Source organism: Candidatus Pelagibacter sp. Uisw_101 (genome assembly GCF_047727615.1).
GTDB lineage: Bacteria > Pseudomonadota > Alphaproteobacteria > Pelagibacterales > Pelagibacteraceae > Pelagibacter.
The window spans coordinates 528,298-552,673 of sequence record NZ_CP159821.1; the positions used below are offsets into that span (position 1 = coordinate 528,298).

22 protein-coding genes are annotated in these 24,376 nt (G+C 29.1%); 9 read left to right on the forward strand and 13 right to left on the reverse strand.

Going from position 1 to position 24,376, the window contains the following annotated elements; all coding sequences use genetic code 11:
• Genes ABXT48_RS02665 through ABXT48_RS02675 form a run of 3 tightly spaced genes read left to right on the forward strand, consistent with a single transcriptional unit; the run spans nucleotide 1 to nucleotide 4,902 of the window.
• Nucleotides 1-1,530, forward strand: coding sequence for a tetratricopeptide repeat protein (locus tag ABXT48_RS02665; protein WP_415303239.1), 1,530 nt, complete (start codon nucleotides 1-3; stop codon nucleotides 1,528-1,530).
• 1 nt (nucleotide 1,531) lies between these two features.
• Nucleotides 1,532-3,592: a tetratricopeptide repeat protein gene (locus tag ABXT48_RS02670; RefSeq protein ID WP_415303241.1), complete on the forward strand. Its 2,061-nt coding sequence runs from the start codon at nucleotides 1,532-1,534 to the stop codon at nucleotides 3,590-3,592.
• A gap of 5 nt (nucleotides 3,593-3,597) precedes the next feature.
• Nucleotides 3,598-4,902, forward strand: a complete 1,305-nt coding sequence (locus ABXT48_RS02675; RefSeq protein ID WP_415303243.1) for an NAD(P)/FAD-dependent oxidoreductase — start codon at nucleotides 3,598-3,600, stop codon at nucleotides 4,900-4,902.
• A 23-nt stretch (nucleotides 4,903-4,925) separates the two neighbouring features.
• Here the strand turns inward: ABXT48_RS02675 and ABXT48_RS02680 are convergent, their stop codons facing one another.
• From ABXT48_RS02680 to ABXT48_RS02690, 3 genes are read right to left on the reverse strand one after another with little or no spacing between them, the layout of a single operon-like run.
• Nucleotides 4,926-5,276 carry a hypothetical protein gene (locus ABXT48_RS02680; protein WP_415303245.1) on the reverse strand — a complete coding sequence of 117 codons (351 nt, stop codon included), beginning with the start codon at nucleotides 5,274-5,276 and terminating at the stop codon, nucleotides 4,926-4,928.
• 3 nt (nucleotides 5,277-5,279) lie between these two features.
• A complete protein-coding gene (locus ABXT48_RS02685; RefSeq protein ID WP_415303247.1) occupies nucleotides 5,280-5,648 on the reverse strand; it encodes an invasion associated locus B family protein in 369 nt (122 codons plus the stop codon).
• Nucleotides 5,633-5,851, reverse strand: coding sequence for a hypothetical protein (locus ABXT48_RS02690; RefSeq protein ID WP_415303249.1), 219 nt, complete (start codon nucleotides 5,849-5,851; stop codon nucleotides 5,633-5,635). Before ABXT48_RS02690 ends, ABXT48_RS02685 begins: the two co-directional genes overlap by 16 nt.
• Before the next feature lie 294 nt (nucleotides 5,852-6,145).
• Between ABXT48_RS02690 and ABXT48_RS02695 the strand changes: the two genes are divergently transcribed.
• Nucleotides 6,146-9,163 (forward strand): autotransporter domain-containing protein, encoded by a 3,018-nt coding sequence (locus tag ABXT48_RS02695; RefSeq protein ID WP_415303251.1) that lies wholly within the window; start codon nucleotides 6,146-6,148, stop codon nucleotides 9,161-9,163.
• 97 nt (nucleotides 9,164-9,260) lie between these two features.
• Nucleotides 9,261-10,067: a hypothetical protein gene (locus ABXT48_RS02700; RefSeq protein ID WP_415303253.1), complete on the forward strand. Its 807-nt coding sequence runs from the start codon at nucleotides 9,261-9,263 to the stop codon at nucleotides 10,065-10,067.
• Between the two features lie 10 nt (nucleotides 10,068-10,077).
• On the opposite strand, the gene ABXT48_RS02705 is transcribed toward ABXT48_RS02700, so the two are convergent.
• The 6 genes from ABXT48_RS02705 to ABXT48_RS02730 form a co-directional block, all read right to left on the reverse strand.
• The gene (locus tag ABXT48_RS02705) at nucleotides 10,078-10,290 is read right to left on the reverse strand and encodes a tetratricopeptide repeat protein (protein ID WP_415303255.1); all 213 of its coding nucleotides are present in this window, start codon (nucleotides 10,288-10,290) and stop codon (nucleotides 10,078-10,080) included.
• The gene (locus tag ABXT48_RS02710) at nucleotides 10,262-11,698 is read right to left on the reverse strand and encodes a tetratricopeptide repeat protein (protein WP_415303256.1); all 1,437 of its coding nucleotides are present in this window, start codon (nucleotides 11,696-11,698) and stop codon (nucleotides 10,262-10,264) included. The genes ABXT48_RS02705 and ABXT48_RS02710 overlap by 29 nt, the downstream gene beginning before the upstream one ends.
• A gap of 65 nt (nucleotides 11,699-11,763) precedes the next feature.
• Nucleotides 11,764-14,265, reverse strand: a complete 2,502-nt coding sequence (locus tag ABXT48_RS02715; RefSeq protein ID WP_415303258.1) for a tetratricopeptide repeat protein — start codon at nucleotides 14,263-14,265, stop codon at nucleotides 11,764-11,766.
• A gap of 71 nt (nucleotides 14,266-14,336) precedes the next feature.
• A complete protein-coding gene (locus ABXT48_RS02720) occupies nucleotides 14,337-14,567 on the reverse strand; it encodes a hypothetical protein (protein ID WP_415303260.1) in 231 nt (76 codons plus the stop codon).
• Nucleotides 14,568-14,909: 342 nt separating this feature from the next.
• Complete coding sequence (locus ABXT48_RS02725; protein ID WP_415303262.1) at nucleotides 14,910-17,495, reverse strand: ABC transporter permease; 2,586 nt, start codon at nucleotides 17,493-17,495, stop codon at nucleotides 14,910-14,912.
• On the reverse strand, nucleotides 17,431-18,096 hold the full coding sequence (locus ABXT48_RS02730; protein WP_415286950.1) for an ABC transporter ATP-binding protein: 666 nt from the start codon (nucleotides 18,094-18,096) through the stop codon (nucleotides 17,431-17,433). The genes ABXT48_RS02725 and ABXT48_RS02730 overlap by 65 nt, the downstream gene beginning before the upstream one ends.
• Between ABXT48_RS02730 and ABXT48_RS02735 the strand changes: the two genes are divergently transcribed.
• The 4 genes from ABXT48_RS02735 to ABXT48_RS02750 all read left to right on the forward strand — a co-directional run bounded on the left by ABXT48_RS02735 (nucleotide 18,095) and on the right by ABXT48_RS02750 (nucleotide 20,738).
• Nucleotides 18,095-18,709: an arylesterase gene (locus ABXT48_RS02735; RefSeq protein ID WP_415303264.1), complete on the forward strand. Its 615-nt coding sequence runs from the start codon at nucleotides 18,095-18,097 to the stop codon at nucleotides 18,707-18,709. The genes ABXT48_RS02730 and ABXT48_RS02735 overlap by 2 nt on opposite strands.
• Before the next feature lie 14 nt (nucleotides 18,710-18,723).
• Nucleotides 18,724-20,016, forward strand: a complete 1,293-nt coding sequence (locus ABXT48_RS02740; RefSeq protein ID WP_415286952.1) for an NAD(P)H-dependent oxidoreductase — start codon at nucleotides 18,724-18,726, stop codon at nucleotides 20,014-20,016.
• Between the two features lie 170 nt (nucleotides 20,017-20,186).
• The gene (locus tag ABXT48_RS02745; RefSeq protein ID WP_415286953.1) at nucleotides 20,187-20,573 is read left to right on the forward strand and encodes a hypothetical protein; all 387 of its coding nucleotides are present in this window, start codon (nucleotides 20,187-20,189) and stop codon (nucleotides 20,571-20,573) included.
• 12 nt (nucleotides 20,574-20,585) lie between these two features.
• On the forward strand, nucleotides 20,586-20,738 hold the full coding sequence (locus tag ABXT48_RS02750) for a hypothetical protein (protein WP_271525710.1): 153 nt from the start codon (nucleotides 20,586-20,588) through the stop codon (nucleotides 20,736-20,738).
• A gap of 58 nt (nucleotides 20,739-20,796) precedes the next feature.
• Here the strand turns inward: ABXT48_RS02750 and ABXT48_RS02755 are convergent, their stop codons facing one another.
• The 4 genes from ABXT48_RS02755 to ABXT48_RS02770 all read right to left on the reverse strand — a co-directional run bounded on the left by ABXT48_RS02755 (nucleotide 20,797) and on the right by ABXT48_RS02770 (nucleotide 24,372).
• Entirely contained in the window at nucleotides 20,797-21,267 is a 471-nt protein-coding gene (locus ABXT48_RS02755; protein WP_415303266.1) for a hypothetical protein, read from the reverse strand.
• 138 nt (nucleotides 21,268-21,405) lie between these two features.
• Nucleotides 21,406-22,557: a M24 family metallopeptidase gene (locus tag ABXT48_RS02760; protein ID WP_415303268.1), complete on the reverse strand. Its 1,152-nt coding sequence runs from the start codon at nucleotides 22,555-22,557 to the stop codon at nucleotides 21,406-21,408.
• 123 nt (nucleotides 22,558-22,680) lie between these two features.
• Nucleotides 22,681-23,457: a fumarylacetoacetate hydrolase gene (locus ABXT48_RS02765; RefSeq protein WP_415286956.1), complete on the reverse strand. Its 777-nt coding sequence runs from the start codon at nucleotides 23,455-23,457 to the stop codon at nucleotides 22,681-22,683.
• 57 nt (nucleotides 23,458-23,514) lie between these two features.
• Nucleotides 23,515-24,372 carry a DMT family transporter gene (locus tag ABXT48_RS02770; RefSeq protein ID WP_415303270.1) on the reverse strand — a complete coding sequence of 286 codons (858 nt, stop codon included), beginning with the start codon at nucleotides 24,370-24,372 and terminating at the stop codon, nucleotides 23,515-23,517.
• Between the last annotated feature and the right edge of the window lie 4 nt (nucleotides 24,373-24,376).

Consider the following 24,376-nt stretch of genomic DNA (forward strand, 5'->3'; position numbering starts at 1 on the left):
ATGGATATTAAAAAAACTTTTGCATTAGCAACTCTAAATCATCAAAAAAATGATATTCAAGCTGCGCAAGATCTTTACAATCAAATTTTAAAGATTGACCCTAATCATTTAGGCTCACTAAATAATCTTGGTGTAGCTTTTGATTCATTGGGTGATTTTAATAAATCAAAGGATTGTTATGAAAAAGTAATTACAATTAACCCTAACAGCACACAGGCACTTAATAACCTAGGTAATGTTTTTAGAGTGATGAACGAACATCAAAAAGCAATAAATTATTTTGAAAAAGCAATAGAAATTGACCCAAACTTTATAGATGCATTTAATAATCTTGCTGTAGTGTTTAAAGATTTGGATATGAATAATAAAGCAAAAAGTTGTTATGAAAAAACAACAGAAATTGATCCTCATAATCCAGCAACACACAACAAACTTGGAACTGTTCTCCAGTTATTAGGTGAACATCAAAAAGCAAAAGAATGTTTTGAAAAAGCGATTAAAATTAATCCTAATTCAACTGCTTTTATAAAAAATTTTTCAATTACATTAATTAATATATTAGATGATTTTGATAAAACTATCAACTCAAGTCATAAATCTTTAAAAATGACAAAAGATGAGTTTAAAATTACCAATCAAGGAGTATCCTTGTTTCGTCTTAAACATGACGTTCAACAAGCAAAATACCTTATTGCAAAGAATTATAAAATAGATGGAATTGATCAATTTCAAAAAGTTGGTGATGAAATTTTAAGTCGTAAAGAAAATAAAGACTCTGGAAAAAAAATAGTATTCACACCAAATGAAATAAGTTCACTTTTGCCTTTTTTTAAATCAGATTTTACATACAAACCAAAAACAATTTTAGGAAGCTGTATTAACCCTAATAAAAATTGGCAAGATGTTGAGGATGAGTATTTTAATAGTTCTAATCAAATAATGTATATTGATGATTTTTTATCAGATGAAGCGTTGATAGAACTTCGTGAGTTTTGTCTAATATCTAAAGTTTGGAATAAAGAATATCCAAATAAATACCTTGGTGCTTTTGGAGAACAAGGTTTTATCAGTCCAATACATTTACAGATTGCAACTGAACTTCAACAAAAGTTACCCAAATTGTTTGGACCACATAAATTAGAGGGATTTTGGGGTATTAAATATGATTCAACACTTGGTGAGGGAATAAATATTCATAGAGATTTTGCAAAACACAATTTAAATTTTTGGATAACGCCTGATGAATATAATAATAATAAAAATGGTGGAGGGCTAAAAGTTTATGATGCACCCGCACCAGACCATTGGACCTTTAAAGATTTTACTGAAAGGACAGATAAAATTTATGAATTTTTAAAAGAAAATGATGCTAACTGTGTAAATGTACCTCATAAATGTAACAGAGCTGTTTTATTTAATTCAGCTTATTTTCATGAAACAGATGAAATAGATTTTAAAGATGAATATGAAGGGCGAAGAATAAATAATACTTACCTCTTTGGAAATAGATTAGTTGAACAAATAAAATAAAATGGATAAAAACGAAAACTTAAATTTTAAAGAAATATTTGCCTTAGCAGTTCAGAATCAACAAAAAAATAATCTTCAAGTCGCTCAAGATCTTTACAATGAGGTGTTAAAAATTGTCCCTAATCATTTAGGTTCACTAAATAACCTTGGCAGTGCATTCAAAGTGTTACGTGAATATCAAAAAGCAAAAAAGTATTATGAAAAAGCAATTGAAATTGAACCTAAGTTCACAGATGCTCATAATAATTTAGGTGCGTTATATTTTGAATTAAGTGAACACCAGAAAGCAAAAGAGCATTATGAAAAAGCAATCACGATTGATCCTAATTTTGTATCGGCACATAGTAACCTTGGTATTTTATTTAAAAAATTAGGAGAATATCAAAAAGCAAAAGAGCATTATGAAAAAGCAATCACGATTGATCCTAATAATTTAAATGCCCATAACAACCTTGGTATTTTATTTAAAAAATTAGGAGAATATCAAAAAGCAAAAGAATATTTCAAAAAAACTATTGTGCTTGATCCTAATAATTTAAATGCCCATAACAACCTTGGAATTATATTTCAAAGCTTAGGAGAACCTCATAAAGCATCAGAGTATTATAAAAAAGCAATTATAATTGATCCTAATAATTTAAATGCTCATAATAACCTTGGTATGCTGTTGAAAGAATCAGGTGAAGGTCAAAAAGCAAAAAAGTACTTTGAAAAAGCAATCACAATTGATCCTAACTATCCAGAAGCACATCTTAATCTTGGTATATTACTTATTGATCTTGGGGAATATTCACTAGGAATAAACTCTTATAGAAAAGCAATAAAGATTAATCCTAATTATACAGAGGCACATAGTAACCTTGGTGTTATCCTTAAAGAATTAGGTGATCATCAAAAGGCAATACAGTGCTTTGAAAAAGCAATCACAATTGACCCTAATTTTGCAAATGCTCATAATAATCTTGGTGTTACACTGCAAAACTTAGGAGAGCATCAAAAAGCAATAGAGTGCTTTAAAAAAGCAATCACAATTGATCCAAATTTAATTAGTTCTTTAGAAAACATTTCAGGTTCAATAATTAGTACATTGAATGACTTTGATAAAGCTATCAGTTCAAGCTACAAAGTTTTAAAAAAGCAAAAGGAACAATTAAAATTTATTAATCAAAGTATATCTTTTTTTCGACTTAAACATGACGTTCAACAAGCAAAATACCTTATTGCAAAGAATTATAAAATAGATGGTGTTGATCAATTTCAAAAAGTTGGAGATGAAATTTTAGGCCGTCAAGAAAATCAAAACAATGAGAATAAAGAAATATTATTGACATTAGATGAAGCAGATACACTTTTACCATTCTATAAATCAGATTTTACATACAAACCAAAAACAATTTCTGGAAGCTGTATTAACCCTAATAAAAATTGGCAAGATGTTGAGGATGAGTATTTTAATAGTTCTAATCAAATAATGTATATTGATGATTTTTTATCAGATGAAGCGTTGATAGAACTTCGTGAGTTTTGTCTAATATCTAAAGTTTGGAATGAGGAATATAACAACAATTATCTTGGTGCTTTTTCAAGTGGTGGATTCATTAGCCCAATACATTTACAAATTGCAGTTGAACTTCAGCAAAAGTTACCCAAATTATTTGGCCCACATGAATTAGGAAAATTTTGGGGGTTTAAATACGATTCAACACTTGGTAAAGGAATAAATATTCACGCAGATTTTGCGCTGCACAATCTTAATTTTTGGATAACGCCTGATGAATATAATAATAATAAAAATGGTGGAGGGCTAAAAGTTTATGATGCACCCGCACCAGACCATTGGACCTTTCAAGATTATAATTCTGGTAAAAAAAATGTTTATCAATTTTTAAAAGAAAATGATGCAAAGTGCACCAACATACCGCATAAACATAACAGAGCTGTTTTATTTAATTCAGCTTATTTTCATGAAACAGATGAAATAGATTTTAAAGATGAGTATGAAGGTCGTAGAATAAATAATACTTATCTTTTTGGTAGCAGAAAAATCAACAATAAAAGATAAGGTTTGTGAATATAATTAACGATAATAATTGTAGCTGGATAAATGATCTTGATAAAAGATCTAATATAAAAAATTTAAGTAAAGATAAGTCTTGTGACTGGCTAATTGTTGGAGCTGGCTATACAGGTCTGTCTGCTGCTAGAAAACTTTCTGAAATACATCCAGGTCAAAAAATTATTATTGTTGATGCACAATTAGCAGGAGAGGGCGCTAGTGGAAGGAATTCAGGATACTTAGTTGACACAACTCTTAATGATGGTTTTACATCAAATAAAAAATTATCTAATTATAAAAAAAAAATAGATATTTATAAATTAGGCATTGATGCAGTAAAAAAGTTTATCAAGGAATACCAAGTAGACTGTGATTGGAATGAAGCGGGCAAATATTTTGCTACATCAAACAATAAAGATCAAAAAAAATTAATTAATTTTAGTAACACACTTTCAAAATTAGGATTTGAAAATAATTTATTCAATAAAGAAGAATTAAGTAAAAAATTAGGAACAAATTTTTACAGTCTAGCACTATATACAAAAGGTGGTATTTTATTACACCCCGGAAAGCTAGTTAGAGGAATGATTGATACGTTGCCATATAATGTAGAGTTAATTGAGCAATCCCAAATGTTAGAGTGGAAAAAAATATTAGATACGATTTACTGTAAATTTAAAAATAATAAAATAACTACAAAGAATATTATTTTTTGTACTAATGGTTTTTTAGGGTCATTAGGTATCAAGAGTAATTATAATTTTCCGTTAACATTGACAGCCAGCATGACAAAACCACTAACCAATGATGAATTCAAATCTATTGGAGAACCAAAAGAGTGGGGTGTACTACCGGTTAGACCCATGGGTGCAACCGTTAGAATGACAAAAGATAAAAGAATCTTAATTAGGAATACTGCTGAAGTATATTGTCCATTTAAAATGTCAGAAAATGAATTAAAAAAACGATCTTTAATTCAAAAGATTGGAATAAAAAAAAGATTTCCAAGTCTTCCAAGTCAGATTGTAGAATCTAGCTGGTCAGGTATAGTTTCAAGAACTAGAAATAGTTCTCAAATCTTTGAAAAAATAACAAATAATGTTTTTGTAGCTGGTTGTTATAATGGATCTGGAATTGGTGTAGGCACTTTATTTGGAGAACAAATTGCAATTAAAGCAAGCAATGAAAATACCGATGAAATAAATACTATTGAAAGTAGAGATAAACCTACCTGGTTACCCCCACAACCTTTTCTTAATTTAGGTATTCGAACTAGACTAATGTACGAAAGATTTAGATCAAAATTAGAAATTTAATGATAAAATAAAATTTAATACTTTTAATTTTTTGAAAATGCATTCAAATATTCTTCAAATTCAATGATAAGTTTTTTTGAAGGTTTAAGGTATTTTTTTCTCATATCCGATTGAGATATTTCTTTTATTAGGTAACCTTTAACTGTTGCATCAGTTACGCAATTTAATTGATGGGCTCTAGAAGAAATATCTTTTGGTAAATTGTCAATTATCTTTTCAATAGTCTTATTTTCATCATTATAATGACTCATCATTACTAACAGTAAAATTTTATATTTTGTTAAATCACTCTGAAAAAAATTTATTAATTTTAAATCATGATTAAGCAAATTCTTTAATAGCTTAATTGTATTTTGAGAATCTTTATCTTTCACAAGTTATTTTATTAATTTTTTATATGATTTAGAAAATTGTTTTAATGGAAATTTAATTGTCATATTCTTCCCTGACGTAAGCCCAAATGTAACAGATATTTCAGCACCATCACGTAATTGTTTTATAATATTGTCATTAAGTAAACTATTTGTGACACATCCTTCTTCATTATTACATTTCGTATACGTTAGGTAACCAGTATTTTTTTTATCAATTGTAACTAAGGGTTTTTTTTTTAAATCAGTATTCAGGGGTAGATTTACAAACATAATTGGTACATTTTTTTTGTTTTCTTCTAACTTGTAAGTTTTTTCTTCCCCATCCACTAAATTCATTTGCCTGTCTGTTTGGCTAGCTAATTGAATAGACATGGTTGCAAAAGTTTGTTTTTTTTTTTAGCATTAGGCGTAGGAACTTCATTTATTATCCCAATGTAACAAACTCCTCTTGCATCACATGCATATGTCCATTTATCAGGAAATACTTCTTTCGAAACCGCAGAGGTAGAGAATAGAAGTAGTATAAAAAATATTATTTTATATGTTGATTCATTATAGTTGGAGTTTTTTTTCATTTTTATACCTTTAACGTTAATTTATAGGAACACCATATTTTAATTAGATACTGTGATATTTTTACTACATCTACTCGAAAGTCCTTGATTGCTATACTAATCATAATCTATACATATTAATTGTATTTTTTGTTATTTTTATTATACTATTTAATATTAAAATATAATAATTTTTTTTTATAACTAAATTTTATTAATAAAATATATTATTTTATTTATACACTAGTGTAATAGTTAGTAGAGATAAAATTTTATAAACATTAAAGTTAACTTAAGTATAACGGGAGAAAAGATATGAAAACCAGCAAAAAAAACCAATCAGCACTATCTAAAAATAAAGTGTCTGATTCGAAAACAAAATTTTCAAAAAAAGCCTTAAACTCACTTGCAATAGCTTCAGTTGTTGCTGGTTCAACTTTAGGTATTAATAACTCTGCAGAAGCGGGTGCTGTAATTCTATTAAATACACACATTGCTGTCGCTGCGGATGGTAATGGTAATGCTAACGGAGTAACTGCAATTACTATAAATGATGTAATTACATTAACATCTGGAGACTCAGGAATTAACACTGCATCTGCAGCAATGACAATTGGAGCTCTTGCATCAACAACTGCTGACTCAATTCTTGCTATCACAGGTACTGGTGGATTAACTTTAAATGATGCTACTTCTATTACATCAAATGACCAGTTATTGATTACTGTTGCAACTGACTCATCTCTAGATATTTTAGGTGCAGTTACATTAATTGAACCTGTTACTATAACTTTAATTGGTTCAGGTGCTTTAACTCTTTCTGGTGCAAGTAAAATTGTTGCTTCTGCAGTTATTGCGGCTGCTGATGGAAATGGTACATTAACTTTATCTGCCGCAGTTACAACATCAAGCACAATTGGTGCTGATGCTACGGACATGGGTACAGTTAACGTTACAGGTGCTGCGACTGCGAGTGGTAATGTCTTTTCAAAAATTGTAAACGTAAGTGCTAATGCTGACTTTGCTGCAGATCTTAATGCAAACGTTATAAATGTAACTGGAGCAGGAACTACTGTAACACTTGGTGATAAAGCTTTAAAAGCTGATGGAACAACTTCAGTACTGACAATGAATGTAACAGATCAAAAGGTTATTTTAGATGGTACAGATATTATCACAACTAATATAACTGCTGGTACTGACGGATTTGGTGAAGTTGAAATTGATACTGCCGCTACGGTTGCTGGTATTATTGGAACAAGTGCTTCTGTAAAAATTGGTTTAGTTGATGTTGATGCAGGTGCTATTCTTCAAAACAGTGTATTTGCTGATGCAGTAACAATTGCAAACAGTCAAACATTATCCTTTACTGGTGCTGTTGAAGATATGGTCGTAGTTGGTACAGTTGATGGTGATAGTACTACTGCTGCCCAAGGTACTTTAACAATTAACACAACAGCTAATGCAGCTACTGCAATAAGATTTACAGGTGCCGTTGGTACTACTGGTGAGTTAGCTGCGATAATTTTAACTACAGACGCTGATTTTGAAAGCTCAGTTACAGCTGATGCAATTACTCCTGCGGATGGAAAAATTGCAACTTTCTTAGGTGATGTAACAGTAGGTGCTGCCGATTTAACAGCTACAGGTACTGCACTTTTCTCAGGTACAGCTGCACAAACAATTGTTGGTGATGCTGCTGGATCACTAATTGATGGTGCTGGTACTGTAAGTGTTACAAACGCCTCATCAGGTGGTATGACATTTGGTGCAAACGCTTTAATGTCTTCTGATACTCTTGATTTTTCAGTTTCAGGTGCTGCCGCTAAAGCAGTAATTACTCTAAAAGACAACATTGTCGAAGAAGTAATTCTTGGTACTGGAGCTATTTTAGAAATAGATGATACCTTTACAGATGGTGATAAAGTGTTTGAAGTTACTACTGATCAAGATGCAGCTAGTGTACATGCAAGTTCAATCATTAAAATACCTTCAAATATAATAGCCGGGCAAACTCTTAAGCTTTTCGCAACTATTCAAACGAATAGTAATAATGAAGCGCTTCTTGTAGCAGACGTAAACAGTGCATTAAGAGATAGTGCAATATCTGATTTTACTGCAACATTAACTCAAACCGATGACGTTACAGTAACTACATCAGCAAAAACTGCTGCTACTACTGCAACTGAACTTGGCACAACAGTTAACGAAGCAAAAGCTCTACACCAAATAGCTACAGCCTTACTTGCTGGATCTGCTGGAGAAATAGATATATTAACTAATACTTTGAACGCTACTAACGGAATAGCTGCTACAGGTGATACTGACTTAGCACAACAAGCTGCACCTCAATTGGACGCATCTGCTGGAGCAATTACTGGTTTAAAAGCTATGACTGGAACGGTACAATCTATCGTATCTAGCAGAATGGCATCTTTAAGATCTGGTGACGCTTATGTTACTGGTGTTTCAGCTGGTAATGGTATGAGTGCTAACTCTGGTTTCATTCAAGCTTTCGGTTCAGAAGTTGATAAAGATAATACTGTAAGCGCTGGAGCAAATGTCTTTGGATATGAAACTAGTACTTCTGGTGTTGCAATTGGTTTTGATGGTGAGACAGACGCTGGAGAAACTATTGGTTTATCTGCTTCGTTCTCAACAACTGATATTGATGGTAAAGGAACTGGTAAAGCTAAAAATAATATCGATAGTTATACTGTCTCAGTTTATGCTGATAAATCTACGGATATTGGATACCTTGAGGGAAGTTTAACTTATGGTATTAATGATAACGCTAGTTCAAGATTGGTTAATGTTTCTGGTCTTAACAGAACTTACAAAGGTGATTATGATAGTCAACAATTATCATTAAAAGTTTCAACAGGAGCTCCAAATGAAGTTTCTGATGGTACATTTGTTACTCCTTTTGTTGGTGTAACTGGATCAATCGTGAAAACTGATGCTTACACTGAGACCTCTACAACAGCTAGTGACGTTCTTAGACTAAGAGTTGCACAAGATGATGTGACTTCTCTAGTTGGAACAGTTGGTCTTAAAGCTCACATGGTAACAGACAAAGGAACTCCAATGATTTCATTTGCTGTTAACAATGAGTTTGGTGACACTAATATGAGCAGTACTAACACTTATCAAGGTGGTGGAACTGCATTTAAAACTACGTCTGAAATTGAAGAACTTACTGCTACTTTAGGGTTAGGTTATTCTTTTGGTAATGATGTGACTTCATTAAATGTTGGTTATGAAGGAACAAAGGATAAAGATGAGGATTACGTAAGTCATTATGGTGCAATTAAGATAGTCTCTAAGTTTTAATTAACTTAAAGTTTATAAATTTTATAAACCAGCCCCCTAAAAAGGGCTGGTTTTTTTTGTTTAAAGAGAAACCCTATTTTTGATACCCTTTTAATCAATGAATAAAATTCTTTTATTTTTCCTTATATTTATAGTTAATTGCTCACAACCCACGCCAGATCAAAGAAATAATCTTATTGAAGAGTTAAACTTAAATAAATTTAGGAAAAACACTTACACAACTAAATTTTTTAATATTTTTTCATTAGAAAAGATAAAAAATGATAAAAAATTAACCATATATATAGAAGGTGACGGTATATCTTGGGTTGATAGGTTTACACCTTCGTCAAATCCAACTCCAACAGATCCTTTAGCATTTAAAATGGCTTTGATAGATGAAGGGGAGAATGTAATTTATCTTGCAAGACCATGTCAATACGTGTGGAGCGATATTTGTAATAAAGATATATGGACTATAGCACAGTACTCATCAGTAGTTTTAGACTCATATAAAGAAATTATTGATCACTTATCAAGGAAACATAAAGAAATACATTTAGTTGGTTATTCAGGTGGAGCTGGTATTGCGATGTATCTTAGCAGTATAGAAAATCAAAGCATCAAATCCATAAGAACAATTGCAGGTAATATAAATCATAATGAATTATCTAAAATATTAAACATCAGCAGACTTAAAAATTCAGTGAATTTTTATTCAATTGAAAAGAAAATTAAAAATATTCCTCAGATTCATTACTATGGATTAAAAGATAAAATAGTTCCAAATGAATTACAAATTTTATATGCAGAAAGAAATATAAAAAATGAATGTATTAAAATACAACCAGTAAATGATGCGTCACATAATGAGGGATGGTTAAACTTTTGGTTAGACAACAACAGTATAAACCCAAGCTGTTAGAAAAATAATTTCACAATATTTCTTCAAAACAGATTCTTGCATTATGATATTTTTTATTCTGAATTAGTAATATACCTAAATTAATGTGCGCATTAACATAATTGGGATCTCTTTTAATAATTTCATTGTAAAGTTTTTCTACCACAATAAAGTCATTATTCTGTTGATTTTGAATGGCTAAAGCAAAAGTTTCTTCAATTGAGAAGTCTTTTTTTATAATCATTAATTTTTTTATTTATTTTCACAGCAGCTTGTTTAGTAACAAATGAAACTGCAATTACCTCGTAACTATAGCCCCTATTATTACAAAATTCATTTAAGGCTTTATATTCATCTTCTTCCCATTTATCATTTATTATAAATTCATCAAAAATTAAAATTGTTTTTTCATCAATTACTTTATCTGAATTATTTAATGCACACAAAGTGGAGGAATATAAATCAGCATCAAAATTTATTAATGAAGCTATAGGTCTTTTTTCTGAAAAGAAATCTTCAAGTGTATCTTCAAATTTACCAACTATAAATTTTCCTCCTTCAATTTTTGGTATTGCCCCAAAGCTAGAATAGTTACCTTTTGGTTCGTTATGCCAAGCTTCTGGAATTCCTGTGAAAGTATCAAATCCATAACCTTTTTTAAAAGTTTTAATTAAATGTTTAAAAGAAATTCCATTCCAAACACCAAATTCATAAAACGGTCTTCTTTTTTCAGTTAATTCTATAACAGCATCAAAAAAATCTATTCTATTAAAAAATAATTTTGGTAATTTGGGAAGAGAAAAAACCCACTTAACAGATCTTGCATATGGATTTTGTGAATGAGGTGAGGCAAGTATAGAATTGAATTCATCAAAATTTCCCTTGTAACCTTGTAGGGCACCTATCATAATTTTTGCATTAATATAAGTGTTGTCAATTTTATATAATTTTTGCAGTACAGATAATGATTCATCTAGATTTGATGAACATGACTGTAGGTTCCAGTAAGCATGAGTGAAACTAGGATCAATTTTAATTGCTTTTTCAAAATACTTTTTAGCTTTATAATTTTCTTCTAGAATATGATAAATTACTCCAAGGTTATTGTAAGCATCTACATAATTAGGATCAATATCAATTGCTTTTTCATAACAGTTGATAGCTTTATTTGAAATTCCTAATGCTTTAAATGATACTCCAAGATTGTTATGTGCCTGAACATAATTAGGGTTAATTTCAATTACTTTTTTATAGCAGCTTATTGCTTTTGCATTATCTTCTAATTTTTTGTATGCCACACCAAGATTGAATTGTGCATCAACACTATTAGGGTTGATATTAGTAGCTTTTTTGTAATAATCTTTTGCTTTTATAAAATCCTTCATTGAGAACAAAATATTTCCAAGATTATAATATGCATTAAAAAAAGAAGGTTCAATTTTGATTATTTTTTTGTAACAAATTATTGCGCTTGGAATATCATTTAAGTCATTAAATACAGTAGCAATATTATTTAGTGCACCTATATGATTTGGCTTTTTATTTAAAATTTCCTTATAAAAATCTTTAGCTGTTAAGTAATCTTTATTTTGATAACTATTAATCGCAAGTTTAAAAATTTTTTCTATCTCTAAATCATTAATTTTATTCATATGAAAATTCTTATTCTTCCTTGCATGTGTGGTGTATTATAAGAAGATAGCAAGCTATCATATAATCATGATATTTTTCTAACCCAGAATTGGTACATACTAGCAAAAAATCGTGGATTATTTATTTCAAATTGATGCCAATTATCTAAAGAGGTGTTTTGTTCATCTTTGGGAAATAAGTTTAAAAATTTTTTTTTGATGAGTGGATCTGGATTAAGAAAGCCAAGGAATTGTAAATTAAAGTCTTCTAATATTTTAGAGATTTGTGGCATGGTAAATAGGTGAACTTGAACGTGAAACAATAAATCTCTTACAACTGATGTTGAGTAAAAATCACGTGAAAGTGCTACAGATTGAAGTGAAGGATTTTTTTTTTCATTAATAATTTTTTGTCTACAAATTATAATATCCTCATTTGTATTCTTAAAATTTTTTTTATTTATAAATTCCTTTGTTTTGACTACATCTTGCCAACCAGATTCACTATATAAACCTAATTTTAAGAAACCATGTGGCTCCAATATATCCACCAAAACCTTGAGTCCGGCTATAGGATCTTTCATGTGATGAAGTACCCCTGAACTTTCTATAACATCAAATTTTTTATTTAATTTATTTAATTGTAGAATATCAGCATGCATGTACTCAATATTTTTGTAACCCATTTCTTCTGTTTTTCTTTTAGCATAAGCAAGACTTGATAAACTTAGATCTACAGCAAGTATATTTGAATTTTTATACCGCGTTGCTGAAATAGAATGACTGCCAGTTCCACACCCTGCAATAAGAACATTGGGATTATTAAGTTTATTATTTTGATCAATTTTATTTGGTTTTATTTCACCATTAATACATTCAAGAACTTTTTTAGATAAACTTTTATTAGCAAATCTCCATCTGGGATAGGGATGCTCCTCATATTGTTCTTGTACTTTTTTAGACACTGGGTCAACAATTTGACCAAGAGATTTAATTGATTTTACTAATTCCTTTTCTTTTAAAGGCTCCTTAATTTGTAAAGTAATTAAATCATTAAATAAAATATTTGAAGATTTATGATCTAATAATTTTTGTATAATAATTTTTGAATTATTAAGAGGAATATAGCAAGCAAGAATTGCTACTTCTAATTCATTAACTTCCTTATTTTTTTCTATTTTATTTTTTAGCTTATTTACAAAATTAATTTCTTTTTCAGATTGAGTATAAATATATTCGTTTAACCAACATTGTTCAGCAAGCGAAATTATAAAAACTAAGTGTTCATTTAAAACATTGTTATTAAAATTTTCTAAATTAAGAAGTATTTCATATCTAAGTTTAGTAAGAAATTTTTCAACGAAAATATTGGGCAATAGAGATTTCTGTAGTATTAAGTGAAATAATTCTTCTTTTAAAAGATTTTGAATAACTTTATTTTTTAGCAATAGAGGGCATTGATTAAAAATATTTTTTGCTTGATTATAATTTTTTATACTAAATAGAAATGAGATTGTCTTATCAGCAATATGTTTGTGATCAATATTTTCATTTCTAAATAAAAATAACAATAACTTTTTTAAAATTGCATTATCTGTTTTATCAATTTCTATATATGTAAATATCTCTTTAAGATTATTAGCTAAATGTGTGTTTTCAGGTTCGATTTGAATTATCTTTTCAAAATAGGTAAAAGCCTTTAAATATTCCCTCATTTCTATTAAAAGAACTCCAAAATTATTAAGAGCATCAACATAATTAGGGTTAATTTTAATAACTTTTTCGTAACAATTAATTGCTTTTTGATATTCTCCTAATTCTTTAAATATTACTCCAAGGTTATTACGTGCGTATATATAACCAGGATCAATTGCAATTGCTTTTTCATAACAATTTTTTGCTTCATTATAATCTTCTAGAATTTGAAAAATTACTCCAAGATTATATTGTGCCTCCTTAAAATTTGGATCAATTGCAATTGCTTTTTCAAAATATATTTTTGATTCTTTAAAATCTCCTAATTTTTTAAATATAGCTCCAATATTATTATAAGGATGTAAAAAATTTGGATTGATTGTTATCGCTTTTCTATATGAATTTATTGCTTTTTTGTCCTTGTCTAGCTTTTGATAAATATTACCTAAGTTATTAAATGTATTTGCAAAATCAGGGTTAATTGCAACCGCTTTTTCATAAAAATTTATTGCTTTAGTATAATCATTTAGTTTTTCAGAAATATTACCTAGGTTATTATATGCATTTAAATTATTTGGATCGATTAAAAGTATTTTTTCAAAAAAAACTTCTGCTTCTTTATATTTTTTCAATTCTAAAAATAGTTTTCCCATATTAGAATGTGCATCTATAAAATTTGGGTTAATTGCTATCGCTTTTTCATAAAAGTTAATTGCCTTAGCATATTCTTTTTTATGATGAGATATTGTACCAAGATTATTATTAGCACTAAAATAATTGGGATCTATTTTTATGACATCATTGTAAAGCTTTTCGGCGTTATTAAGATCATTATTTTGATGATATTGAATAGCTTGAGAGTAGATTTCTTCTATTGTTGATTTCTTTTGCATTTTATTTATCTTATAATTACTTTTTTTTTCAAGTGTGGTGCAACATAAATAGATAGCAAATTAGCATATAATCACAATATTTTTCTAACCCAAAATGGATACATTCTTTCAAAAATATCAGGATTATCAACTTCAAATTGATGCCAATTTTTCAAAAAAATATTATGTTTATCCTCCAGGAACACTTTAGAAAAATTGTTCTTTGGATATTTTCTTGGAAAGGTAAAACAAAGAAATTCTAAATTTAAATCTTTTAATATTTTTGAAATTTCTTCAATAGTTAAACTTATATCTTTAGTCATTAGTTTATTTTATAGCTTAGCATCTTTAAATTATGCAAATATTACCATTTAATAAGCTTTTAAAGGTCTTTTAAGAGCATACAGCGGAACTATTGACCTTGGGTTTACATCACTAATAATATTTTTAGGTTAAATAAAACTTGGAATAAATATGATTTTCACTAGATATTAACATTTTTCAATAAATAACAGGCAATTAATCATTTATTATAAATAATGTTTTTAAATACAAAATTAGAATCTAGAAGTAAGCCTACTTTGCTTCCACCACAGCCATTTTTAAATATTGGAGTTAAAACAAGACTGATGTTTGAGAGGTTTAGATCTCGATCCGATGTGTAGTTATTGATTTCTTATAAGTGGATAAACTTTAGGGCTTAAATACTTAAAATTAGTAATCATAATTAAGATTAATGTAGCTAGTCCAATTCCAATAGTTACCTGTAAAAATATTGCTAAATCAAACTTCCAAGTGATTTGAAAAATATTTTCGATGATAAATTGCGAACCTATGACCGCAAAAAACAAAGCTATTAGAATTATTGATGTGAATATAATAAAAAACTCAATAATTGAAGAGAGCACAACCTCGACCTTGGAAAAACCTAGAATTTTAAATATTAAGTTTTGAAATTCTTTTATTTTACCCTGAACTATGATCGCACTTGATATTACAATTAAACCAATGACTATAGTTATTGCAGAGATAACAGTTACAGCAATAAACACTTTGTTTAAAAGATCTGTTACTTTCTCCAAGTAATCAGTGATTTTTATAATAGAAAGGCTAGGCATTTTATTTAGTAAAGCAGTTTCATCAAAATTTTCTAAGTTTTTAAATTTTGAAGTGGCCAAATATTCATGAGGTATGTTTTTTGCAAATTGAGGATTTAATAACATTACAAAATTAATGGTAAAGTCTCTGTAGTCTACTAACCTAAAATTTACAATCTCACCTTCAATTTCACGACCATAAATATTTAGAGTAAAAATATCACCAATTTTAATATCAAAATCTTTAGCAATTTTGCTATCGAGAGAAATTTGAAGTTTATCAGGTCTATCTAAATCCCACCACTTTCCTTCTATAATTGGGTTATCTTTTAAAACTTTATCAGCCCAAGAAGACCTTCTGTCATTTCTAATCACCCAGTGGCTATCATTACTTGAATCGATATAAGTACTTGGATCTATTCCATTAATTTTTAGAATACCTGTTGAGACCATGGGAACAATTTCAAGGTTAGCTTCTTTATCCATTTCAAAAATTAAATCTTCAAATATTTTTCTTTCATCACCTTGAATACCAATGAAAAAATAATCAGGTGCAAGCTCAGGTATAGATTTTGCAATTTCTCTTTTAAAGTTAGAACCAACAAAAGCCAAAGTTAATAATAAGGTGACGCCTAAACCTAAAGACATTATAGTTATTGGGGTAATACTTTTAGTTTGAGTGATATTTTTAACGGATACTTTAATTGAAATATTTGGATGCTCTTTAAGACTTTTAAATAATTTAATGATCAAGTTTGATAATAAATAGAAGACTAATAGACAAACAAAGAAAGCACCAAAATAACCCAAGCTATAAATGGGGCGAGCTGAACCAATAGTAAATAAAGATATTAAAACTGACAATAATATTAGACTTAAAACGATTGATTTTTTTGAATAATAAAATTGAAGGTTTTGAAATACGTTTCTAAATAAGTTTGATGCCTTAACTTGATCAATTGCATTAATAGTTGGTATAGAAAATATGATTAATACTAATAACCCTACTAAAAAAACTTTGAAATAATTAAAAATAGAAAAACTACCTTCAATATTTAATCCAAGACCAGCTGATAAATAAACATCAACAATAGGGACTAGAAAGAAGCTAAAAGAGTAGGCGGCAGTGGATATTATGAATAATAGAATGAGTAATTGTAGATAGTAGACTATTTTAATATCTTTTGAGAAAAAGCCTAAAGACTTCTTAACTGCTATAGACATATTGTTTTGATTAATGAATGAAAGTAGGGTGTTAGCAATTCCAATTCCAGCAATCAACATTGCACTAATTGATACAAGTGACAAAAATTGAGAGAAATTATCAATTATTCTCTTTAATGGACCGTCAGATTTTTCGTGATATCTAAGTATAACTTTTTTTTCATTTTTGAATAATTGCTCAATTCTTTTAGATAAAATTTTCGGATTATCTCCTTCATTAAATCTTACTTTATATTCATAGTTTAAAAAGCTGCCTAGGTTGTTAAGTTTTAGTAATTCTAATGTTTGTTTGCCAGCTAAAGCAAAATCACCAAAAACAAAAGCACCCCCAATATCAGGTACCGATTTTACAATACCAATTACGGTAAAGAGTTTATCTTGAACTTTGATTTTATCATTTATTTCTAAATTAAGATTTTTGAAAATATTTTCATTAACAAGGATTGTATTTTCTGTAGTTTGTAATTTTTCAAATGCGCCACTTGGCTCATAACCTACTTTGCCAAATAATGGATAATTTTGATCTACTGTTTTAATTCTAGAAAATATTGATTTATTTTTAGTCTGATTGGTAGTTGAGATCATGGTGCTAAACTCAACCATTTGCGAAACGGTAGCAAATTCTTTAACCTGGTTAATTAATTCTAAGTTGCCAACATTACGATTATAATCAATTTCAATATCTCCACCTAAAAGTGCTCTTGAATTATTATTTAATTCTTTATTTAAACTATCTTCAATTGTAAAAATTGAACTCAAGATAAATAAACTGATAAAAAGTGTTAAAATAATACTAGAAATTTTTTTATAATTTCTACTCAAGTCTCTTAAGGCATATATCAAAGTTAACTTGTACCCTGAAAGCTTAGACAATTTTTCCATCTTTGATTTTAATTTTTCTTTTTGCTTTATTTGCAAGTTTTGGATCATGGGTGACCATAATTAAAGATGATTTTTCTTCCTTGATATATTTAAACAAAATGTCTGCAATCATTTGAGAATTTTCACTGTCTAAATTTCCCGTAGGCTCATCTGCTAAAATTAGTTTAGGTTTCATGGCTATAGCTCTTGCAATTGCTACACGTTGCTGTTCACCACCTGAAAGTTGACTTGGTAAATTATTAAACCTATTTTTTAAACCAAATCGATCCAACAATTCTTTGGCTCTTTCATTAGGGTTTTTTAAATTATTTAGCTCTAAGGTTAGGGCAACATTTTCAACAGCTGTATAATTTGGAATAAGATAGAAAGATTGAAAAACTATACCTATATTTTTTCTTCTAATTTTAGAAACTTCATCTTCGCTCATTTTAGATATTTCTTGATCCTCAAAAAATATCTTACCAGAGGTTGCTTTCTCTAATCCCCCAGCAAGCATAATTAAGCTAGTCTTTCCAGACCCACTTTCACCAACTATTGAAATAGACTCATTTTTTTTAGTCTCTAAATTAATATTCTTTAAAACCTTGATAGTATCATTACCAGTTTGGTATTTAAGATTAACGTTTTTTAGCTTAAGAAGACTATCCATGATTAAAAGATTTATTATTAAAATTATTGCCTTCTGTCTAGTGAGCATAAACGCCAATGCTATAGAAAACGTTATCTTATTTGGTGATAGCTTAATGGCTGGCTATGGTCTTCCACAGGAAAAACATTTAGCAGTTGTTCTTCAAAACAATCTTAATGATAGTGGTTATAATCTTGAGGTTATTGATGGAAGCGTATCTGGAAGCACATCTGCTGGTGGATTAAATCGAGCTGAGTGGTCTTTATCTCAACCTGATATTGGCTTATTGATCTTAGGATTGGGTGCTAACGATATGTTGAGAGGAATAAGCCCCATTGAGACCGAAAAAAATTTAGAAAAAATTATTCAAACAGCAAAACTAAAAAATATAGAAATAATTTTAGCAGGAATGATTGCTCCAACAACTCATGGAATTAGTTATAAAAAAAAGTTTGATAATATTTATCCAAGTTTAGCTAAAAAATATGAACTAAATTTAATACCTTTTTTATTAGAGGGTGTAGCTTTAAAACCTGAACTCAATCAAGATGACGGTATGCACCCAAATGAAAAAGGAACTATAATTGTAAGTGATACACTTACAAAAAGTATCGTCAGTTTTATTAAAAAATAGTATATCGTGATCAAATGTTTTTAAATACGAAACTACAATCTAGAGAAAAATTGATAAAAGTTGCATTCATTGGATGTGGAAAATTTGTAAGCATGTTTCTTGCTCAATACAATCAATTACAAAAAATTACTATTGATACTATCGTTGATATTAATATTGATAACGCCAAAAAAAATTGTCTTAAGAGCGGTTTAACCACAGATACAGTTGATAAAATAAATTTTGTAACTTCTTTAGATGAGGCAATTGATAGAGACGTTGAAGTTTTTATAGAAGCCACTGGAAATCCAATCATTGGAACAGTTCATGCTGTAAAGATTATTAAAAAAAAGAGACACATCATATTAGTAAACGTTGAAGCTGATGTTACTTGTGGAAAATACCTTGCTGATCTTGCAAAAGAAAACAATGTTATTTGTTCAATGGCATATGGTGATCAACCTTCATTAATTATGGAGCAGATTGAATGGGCTCAATTAAATGGTTTTTCTGTAGTTTGTGCAGGAAAAGGAACGAAGTACCACCCAGATTTTGAATACTCAACACCAGACACAGTTTGGGGTCACTACGGTTTAAGTAAAGAACGTGCTGAAATTGAATCTGGTATGAATCCTAAAATGTTTAATAGCTTTCTTTGTGGTGATAAATCTGCAATTGAAATGTGTGCTGTAAGTAATGCATCAAACTTAAAATGCCCCAGTAATGGATTAACTTTTCCACCAGTTGGAGTATATGATATTGCTAAAAAATTGATTCCAAAAGAAGAAGGGGGCTTAATTGATTATGAAGGTCAAGTAGAGGTGATATCCAGTATCGATTTAAATCAAAATGATATTCCAAATGATCTTAGATGGGGAGTTTACATAGTAATTAAAGCTCAAAATCAATATGTCAAAAATTGCTTTAAAGATTACGGAATGGTCACTGACGTGTCTGGCAGTTATTCAGCTATATGGAGGCCATATCATTATATTGGTTTAGAACTTGCTCAATCAATATATGCAATTGCACTTGATCAAAAAGCAACAGGACAAACTGTAAATTACAATGCAGACGTTGGAGCTTATGCAAAAAAAGATTTAAAAGTAGGAGATCGATTAGACGGTGAGGGTGGTTTTTGTGCTAGAGGAAAGCTAATTACTTCTAAAAAATCAAAAGATGAAAAAATTTTACCTCTTGGTTTAACAGATGGGGCAATTGTTAAGAAAGATATTAATAAAGATCAATCTATAAGATTAGATGATGTCGAGTTAAGTATTCCAGAAGATGTTGTTAAAGCTAGACAATATCAGTATGATTTAATTTAAATGATCAAATTTATTCTGCCAGCTATAATTGTCCTCTTGATTGTAGTATTCTGGGAAAAAACTACTGAAATAGTTTTTAAAAAATTTAATATTAGACTGAATTATATTATTGTGAGTGCTGTGTTAATAACTATCACTATAATAGTTTTATTAATCAATTTTTAAATTCAATGGTCTTATTATATTTCTCTTACCTAATCATAGTCGTAAATATTTTAATTTTGTCTGCTGGTTATGTAGCTAACATAGCCTTCATTGGTTTTTTCTTGAGTGGTTTAATGGCTATCGGAACTGATCCTATTATTCTTATACTAGGTGCTTTTTTAGGTGCCGGATTAGTAGCTAAACCATATAAATTCTCAATAATATATTTATGGATAGGTGCAATGTTTTTAACAATGCTAGTACATGTTATTTTAGGTACTACGAAAGTTATGGTAGATGTAGTTAAATTTGATGCCTTACTAATAATTTCTGCATTCATAATTATTACTACAAGTTTCTTTAGACCACTGATTGTTGAGATGACAGAGGATTTTGATAAAAATGTTAAATAAAGCTCCGAAGTAGTGCCTAGAAAACCTAACTACAAAGATTTATTAAAAAAATTTAAAAAAAGAAATATTAAAAATCCAGAAAGAATAGCAACAGCCTATGTCAAAGGATTAACTGTAGGATCTAAAAAAAAGGCTGCTAAAAATTTAGCAGGAATTATAGATTAAGAAAAAATGATAAAATTTTTAGGGATCGTGGTTCTGCGTTATAGGATTTAATATGGGATCATTTGATTTTTTTTATGGCAACTTTATCGCCGTGAGGTCTGTAATCAGGATCTAATAAAATCCTAGTCGTATTCATATCTGTCTTGATATATTGCTCTATAAGTTTGAATCTTTTAAAATGACCTTTTGTCTTAATATCTTGTGTAACTGTTTTCTCGGTCCATGTTTTTGGACTTTCATTATCAAATGCAGCTCTTTTTTTAGGTCCCTTAATCAAAGTATCTAAACAGGTATCAAAAAATTTATCTTCAATAGCTTTCAAACATATTTTTCTAACCGTTAAATTAGGATCTTTGGACATTGTTTTAAATGTGTTACCATACGCAGCATTCATTAATTCTCGAGCTATAGATTTTTCTCTTGGTTTAGAAACTTCGTATCCCCCTTCCTCTAATAATAATTTAGCTTCTTCAAGTATTTCTGCTGTCTTCTTGTCTACGTTTGAATATTTCTTGTCAGCGATGCCCATATTGCAATTTTAATTTATCTAGGCATTTGGTGCAAGAGTAGTAATTCTTAATTTTCAAATTAAATTTGTTTAAAAATAAAGCCCCATTTAACTAGTAAGACCTTGAGCAAAATAGGTATCAGACTAGAGCCTACAGTCCTAAAGTACTACTAAATCGAGTTTTTGTTTCCCTAATCTTTCGTTGCCATTCTCTGTCACAAGATACGTTTCTCCTAAATTCATGGCTAAATTGCTGTCTGAATCCATCAATATCATGTGCATGAAGAAGACATTACCAGGAGTTATTACATAAGGATTACCTGTGTATAGCATTGGCCAGTCCATCCAGTTGGGAGAGAATGTTGCACCCAATGAATAACCACAAGCATTCATTCTTGCTTTATTGTATCCAAGGTCATCAAAAGTTTTAGTGTGTATATCAAATACATCTCCAGCAGTTTTTCCTGGTATTAAAGTCTTTGCACAATTATTTAAAGCCTCAAGACATGCCTCATGCATCTTAATATGTTTTGGATCAGCTTTACCAATAGGAATAGTCCTAAACATTGCAGAGTGATAATGTTTATATGTACCAGCCCATTCAATAGTTAACTGATCGGTATCTGACAAAATTCTTTTCTCAGATTGATATCTACATAGTAATGCGTTGTGTCCTGAGCCAATAATATATTCATTTGCTGGATAATCACCGCCACCATCTAAAACAACTCTTTGCATTTCAGCTAAAATTTTTGCCTCACTAGCGCCAGCTTTTGCATATTTCCACGCTTCATCAAGCGCTTGATCAGCAAGTTCTGCAGCCTTTTTTATATAAACAATCTCTTCTTGAGATTTAATGACCCTATGTTTAGTAATTAATTCTGATTGATCTTCTACTTCACAATAACTTTCTAGTGATTTATTGAGTCTTAAAGCATTACGACCTGTCATACCGTAAGCTTCATATTCAATTCCAATTTTTTTATCTTTTAAATTTAGTTCATTTAAGATGATTTTAAGATCATCTGTAGGGTTAGATTGATCTTTATCTAGCCAAATTCTTATATCTTCAATGTTCGAGGTATTTTGTGCTTGTCTTAAATCTGGAGCCCTTGTTAAAAGAATAATGTTTCCTTTTTGGTCTAGTATTAAAGTTTGAAAAAAAACATAACCAAAGGTGTCATATCCTGTAAGCCAAAACATAGACTCTTGTCTGAACATTAAAAGAGCATCTAGGTTTTGCTCTTTCATAGAATTTAATATTGCTATTTTTCTTTTTTTAAATTCTTGTTTGCTAAAGTGCAATGCCATAATTAAAACTATAACTTTTAAAAATATTAAGCACAAGCAAGCTTAAATTTTTATTTGTTCATATTAAAACGAACCCAAATTATTGTTAATTATTAAGGCTTTTGTTAAATGATATTCTAAAATTTAGTGAATAATTGCTTTAGCTGAACCAAGCTGAGCTATTTTTCCAGTATAAAGGCCTTTACCTAAAATTGGGACAACACCAACAGTTGATCCGGTGAATACATAAAAATCTTTATCAAGATTTACTTTATCTTTTTTCAATTCATTCAACACAAATCTAAGTGAGTTTAAGGGATTTATGTAAACAGTGTTTGTATTTCCATCGACACTTTGTCCAATTTCTTTATTAGAAATATTTGTCTTTAAGTTTCCAATATTAATTTTTCTGTATTTTTTCTTTTGTCCAATCAAAAACTTAACATTAGCTCCAAAATCACTACATAAATCACCAAAACTAGTTATGCCTTTTTTCTTTTGTCTATAACCAATAACCTCAATGCAAGGAGCCATATGTGAAATATACTTTGTCACATTTTTCAAAGTAATTGATCCTTTAGATGAGAAAAAGTTTTTTTTAATTAAGTAACAAACTTCAAGCTCTACACCTAAAGTGGACTTATTAATTTTTACTTTTTTTCCACTTTTTATAAAATTCTTTTCAAAAATAGAAGCATAGAAGGGCTTCTTTTCTTTAAGTTTTTTCATGACAGGTATACCTGTTCCTGCAGCTTTAAATCCAATTATTGGATCTTTAACTTTACTCTCACATAATTTTCTCAGCTTTTGAGCTTCACTTAATGTTTTTGTAAATTTTGTTGGAAGTGGTGCAATTATTTTATTGTTAATAAATGCGTTAACTAATTTATCTGCTGTTTTTTCTATTAAGGATTTTTTCATTCTTAGTTAATTAATATAATTAAAAGATTTAGTCTAGATTAAAACTTATTTATTCACTTAACTCTTTGTAGATTGAGTAAGTACAAAAATACCAGAAAGTGTTATTATTACTGCTCCAACAATTGTGAATAAGTCAGGAATATCGTTATAAAAAATATAACCAAAAATTATAGCCCAAAATATCAAAGTATAATGAAAAGGTTGAATAATGCTTGCACTAGCCATACTTAAAGCAATTATTTGAAGATAAATTCCTAATGAGAAAAAAATACCAACAATTAAAAAAAGAATGTAAGACGATGAGGATATTGGACTCCAAAAGTTTGAAGCCAAAAAAGACATAGCAAAAATACCAATGATAGAAGTATAAAATAATGATGTTTCAGTTGCGTCATGTTCAGACACTTTTTTTGTTACAACCTGATAAAGTCCCAATGCAAATGCTGCTAAAAGTGGCAATAAGGCTTTAGGATCAAAAATTGAAGAAGTGGGTCTTAAAATAATTAAAACGCCAATAAATCCTACAAAAATAGCTATCCATGTTTTTGTAGATACTTTTTCTTTTAAAAAAATAGCTGATAAAGCAACAACGATCACTGGTGCTAAAGATCCCACACTGTGAGCGTTTGCAAGTGATAAATATTTAAAAGATAATACAAAGCATCCAGATTCTATAACAGATAATAAACTCCTGAAAATTTGTAACTTAATACTTTTTGATTTGTAAAAATAAATATTATTTTTTCTTTTTGATTCTACTAGGCTTAAAAATAAAACAAAAAAGTACTTAACAAGCAATAATTGAAATACGGAGTGATATAAAATTAATGTTTTTTGTGTAGCATCTAATATGGAGAAAGAAAAATAAGCAAGAATACCAAATATTATACCTATAGATTGTTTAGAAATTATCATTAAA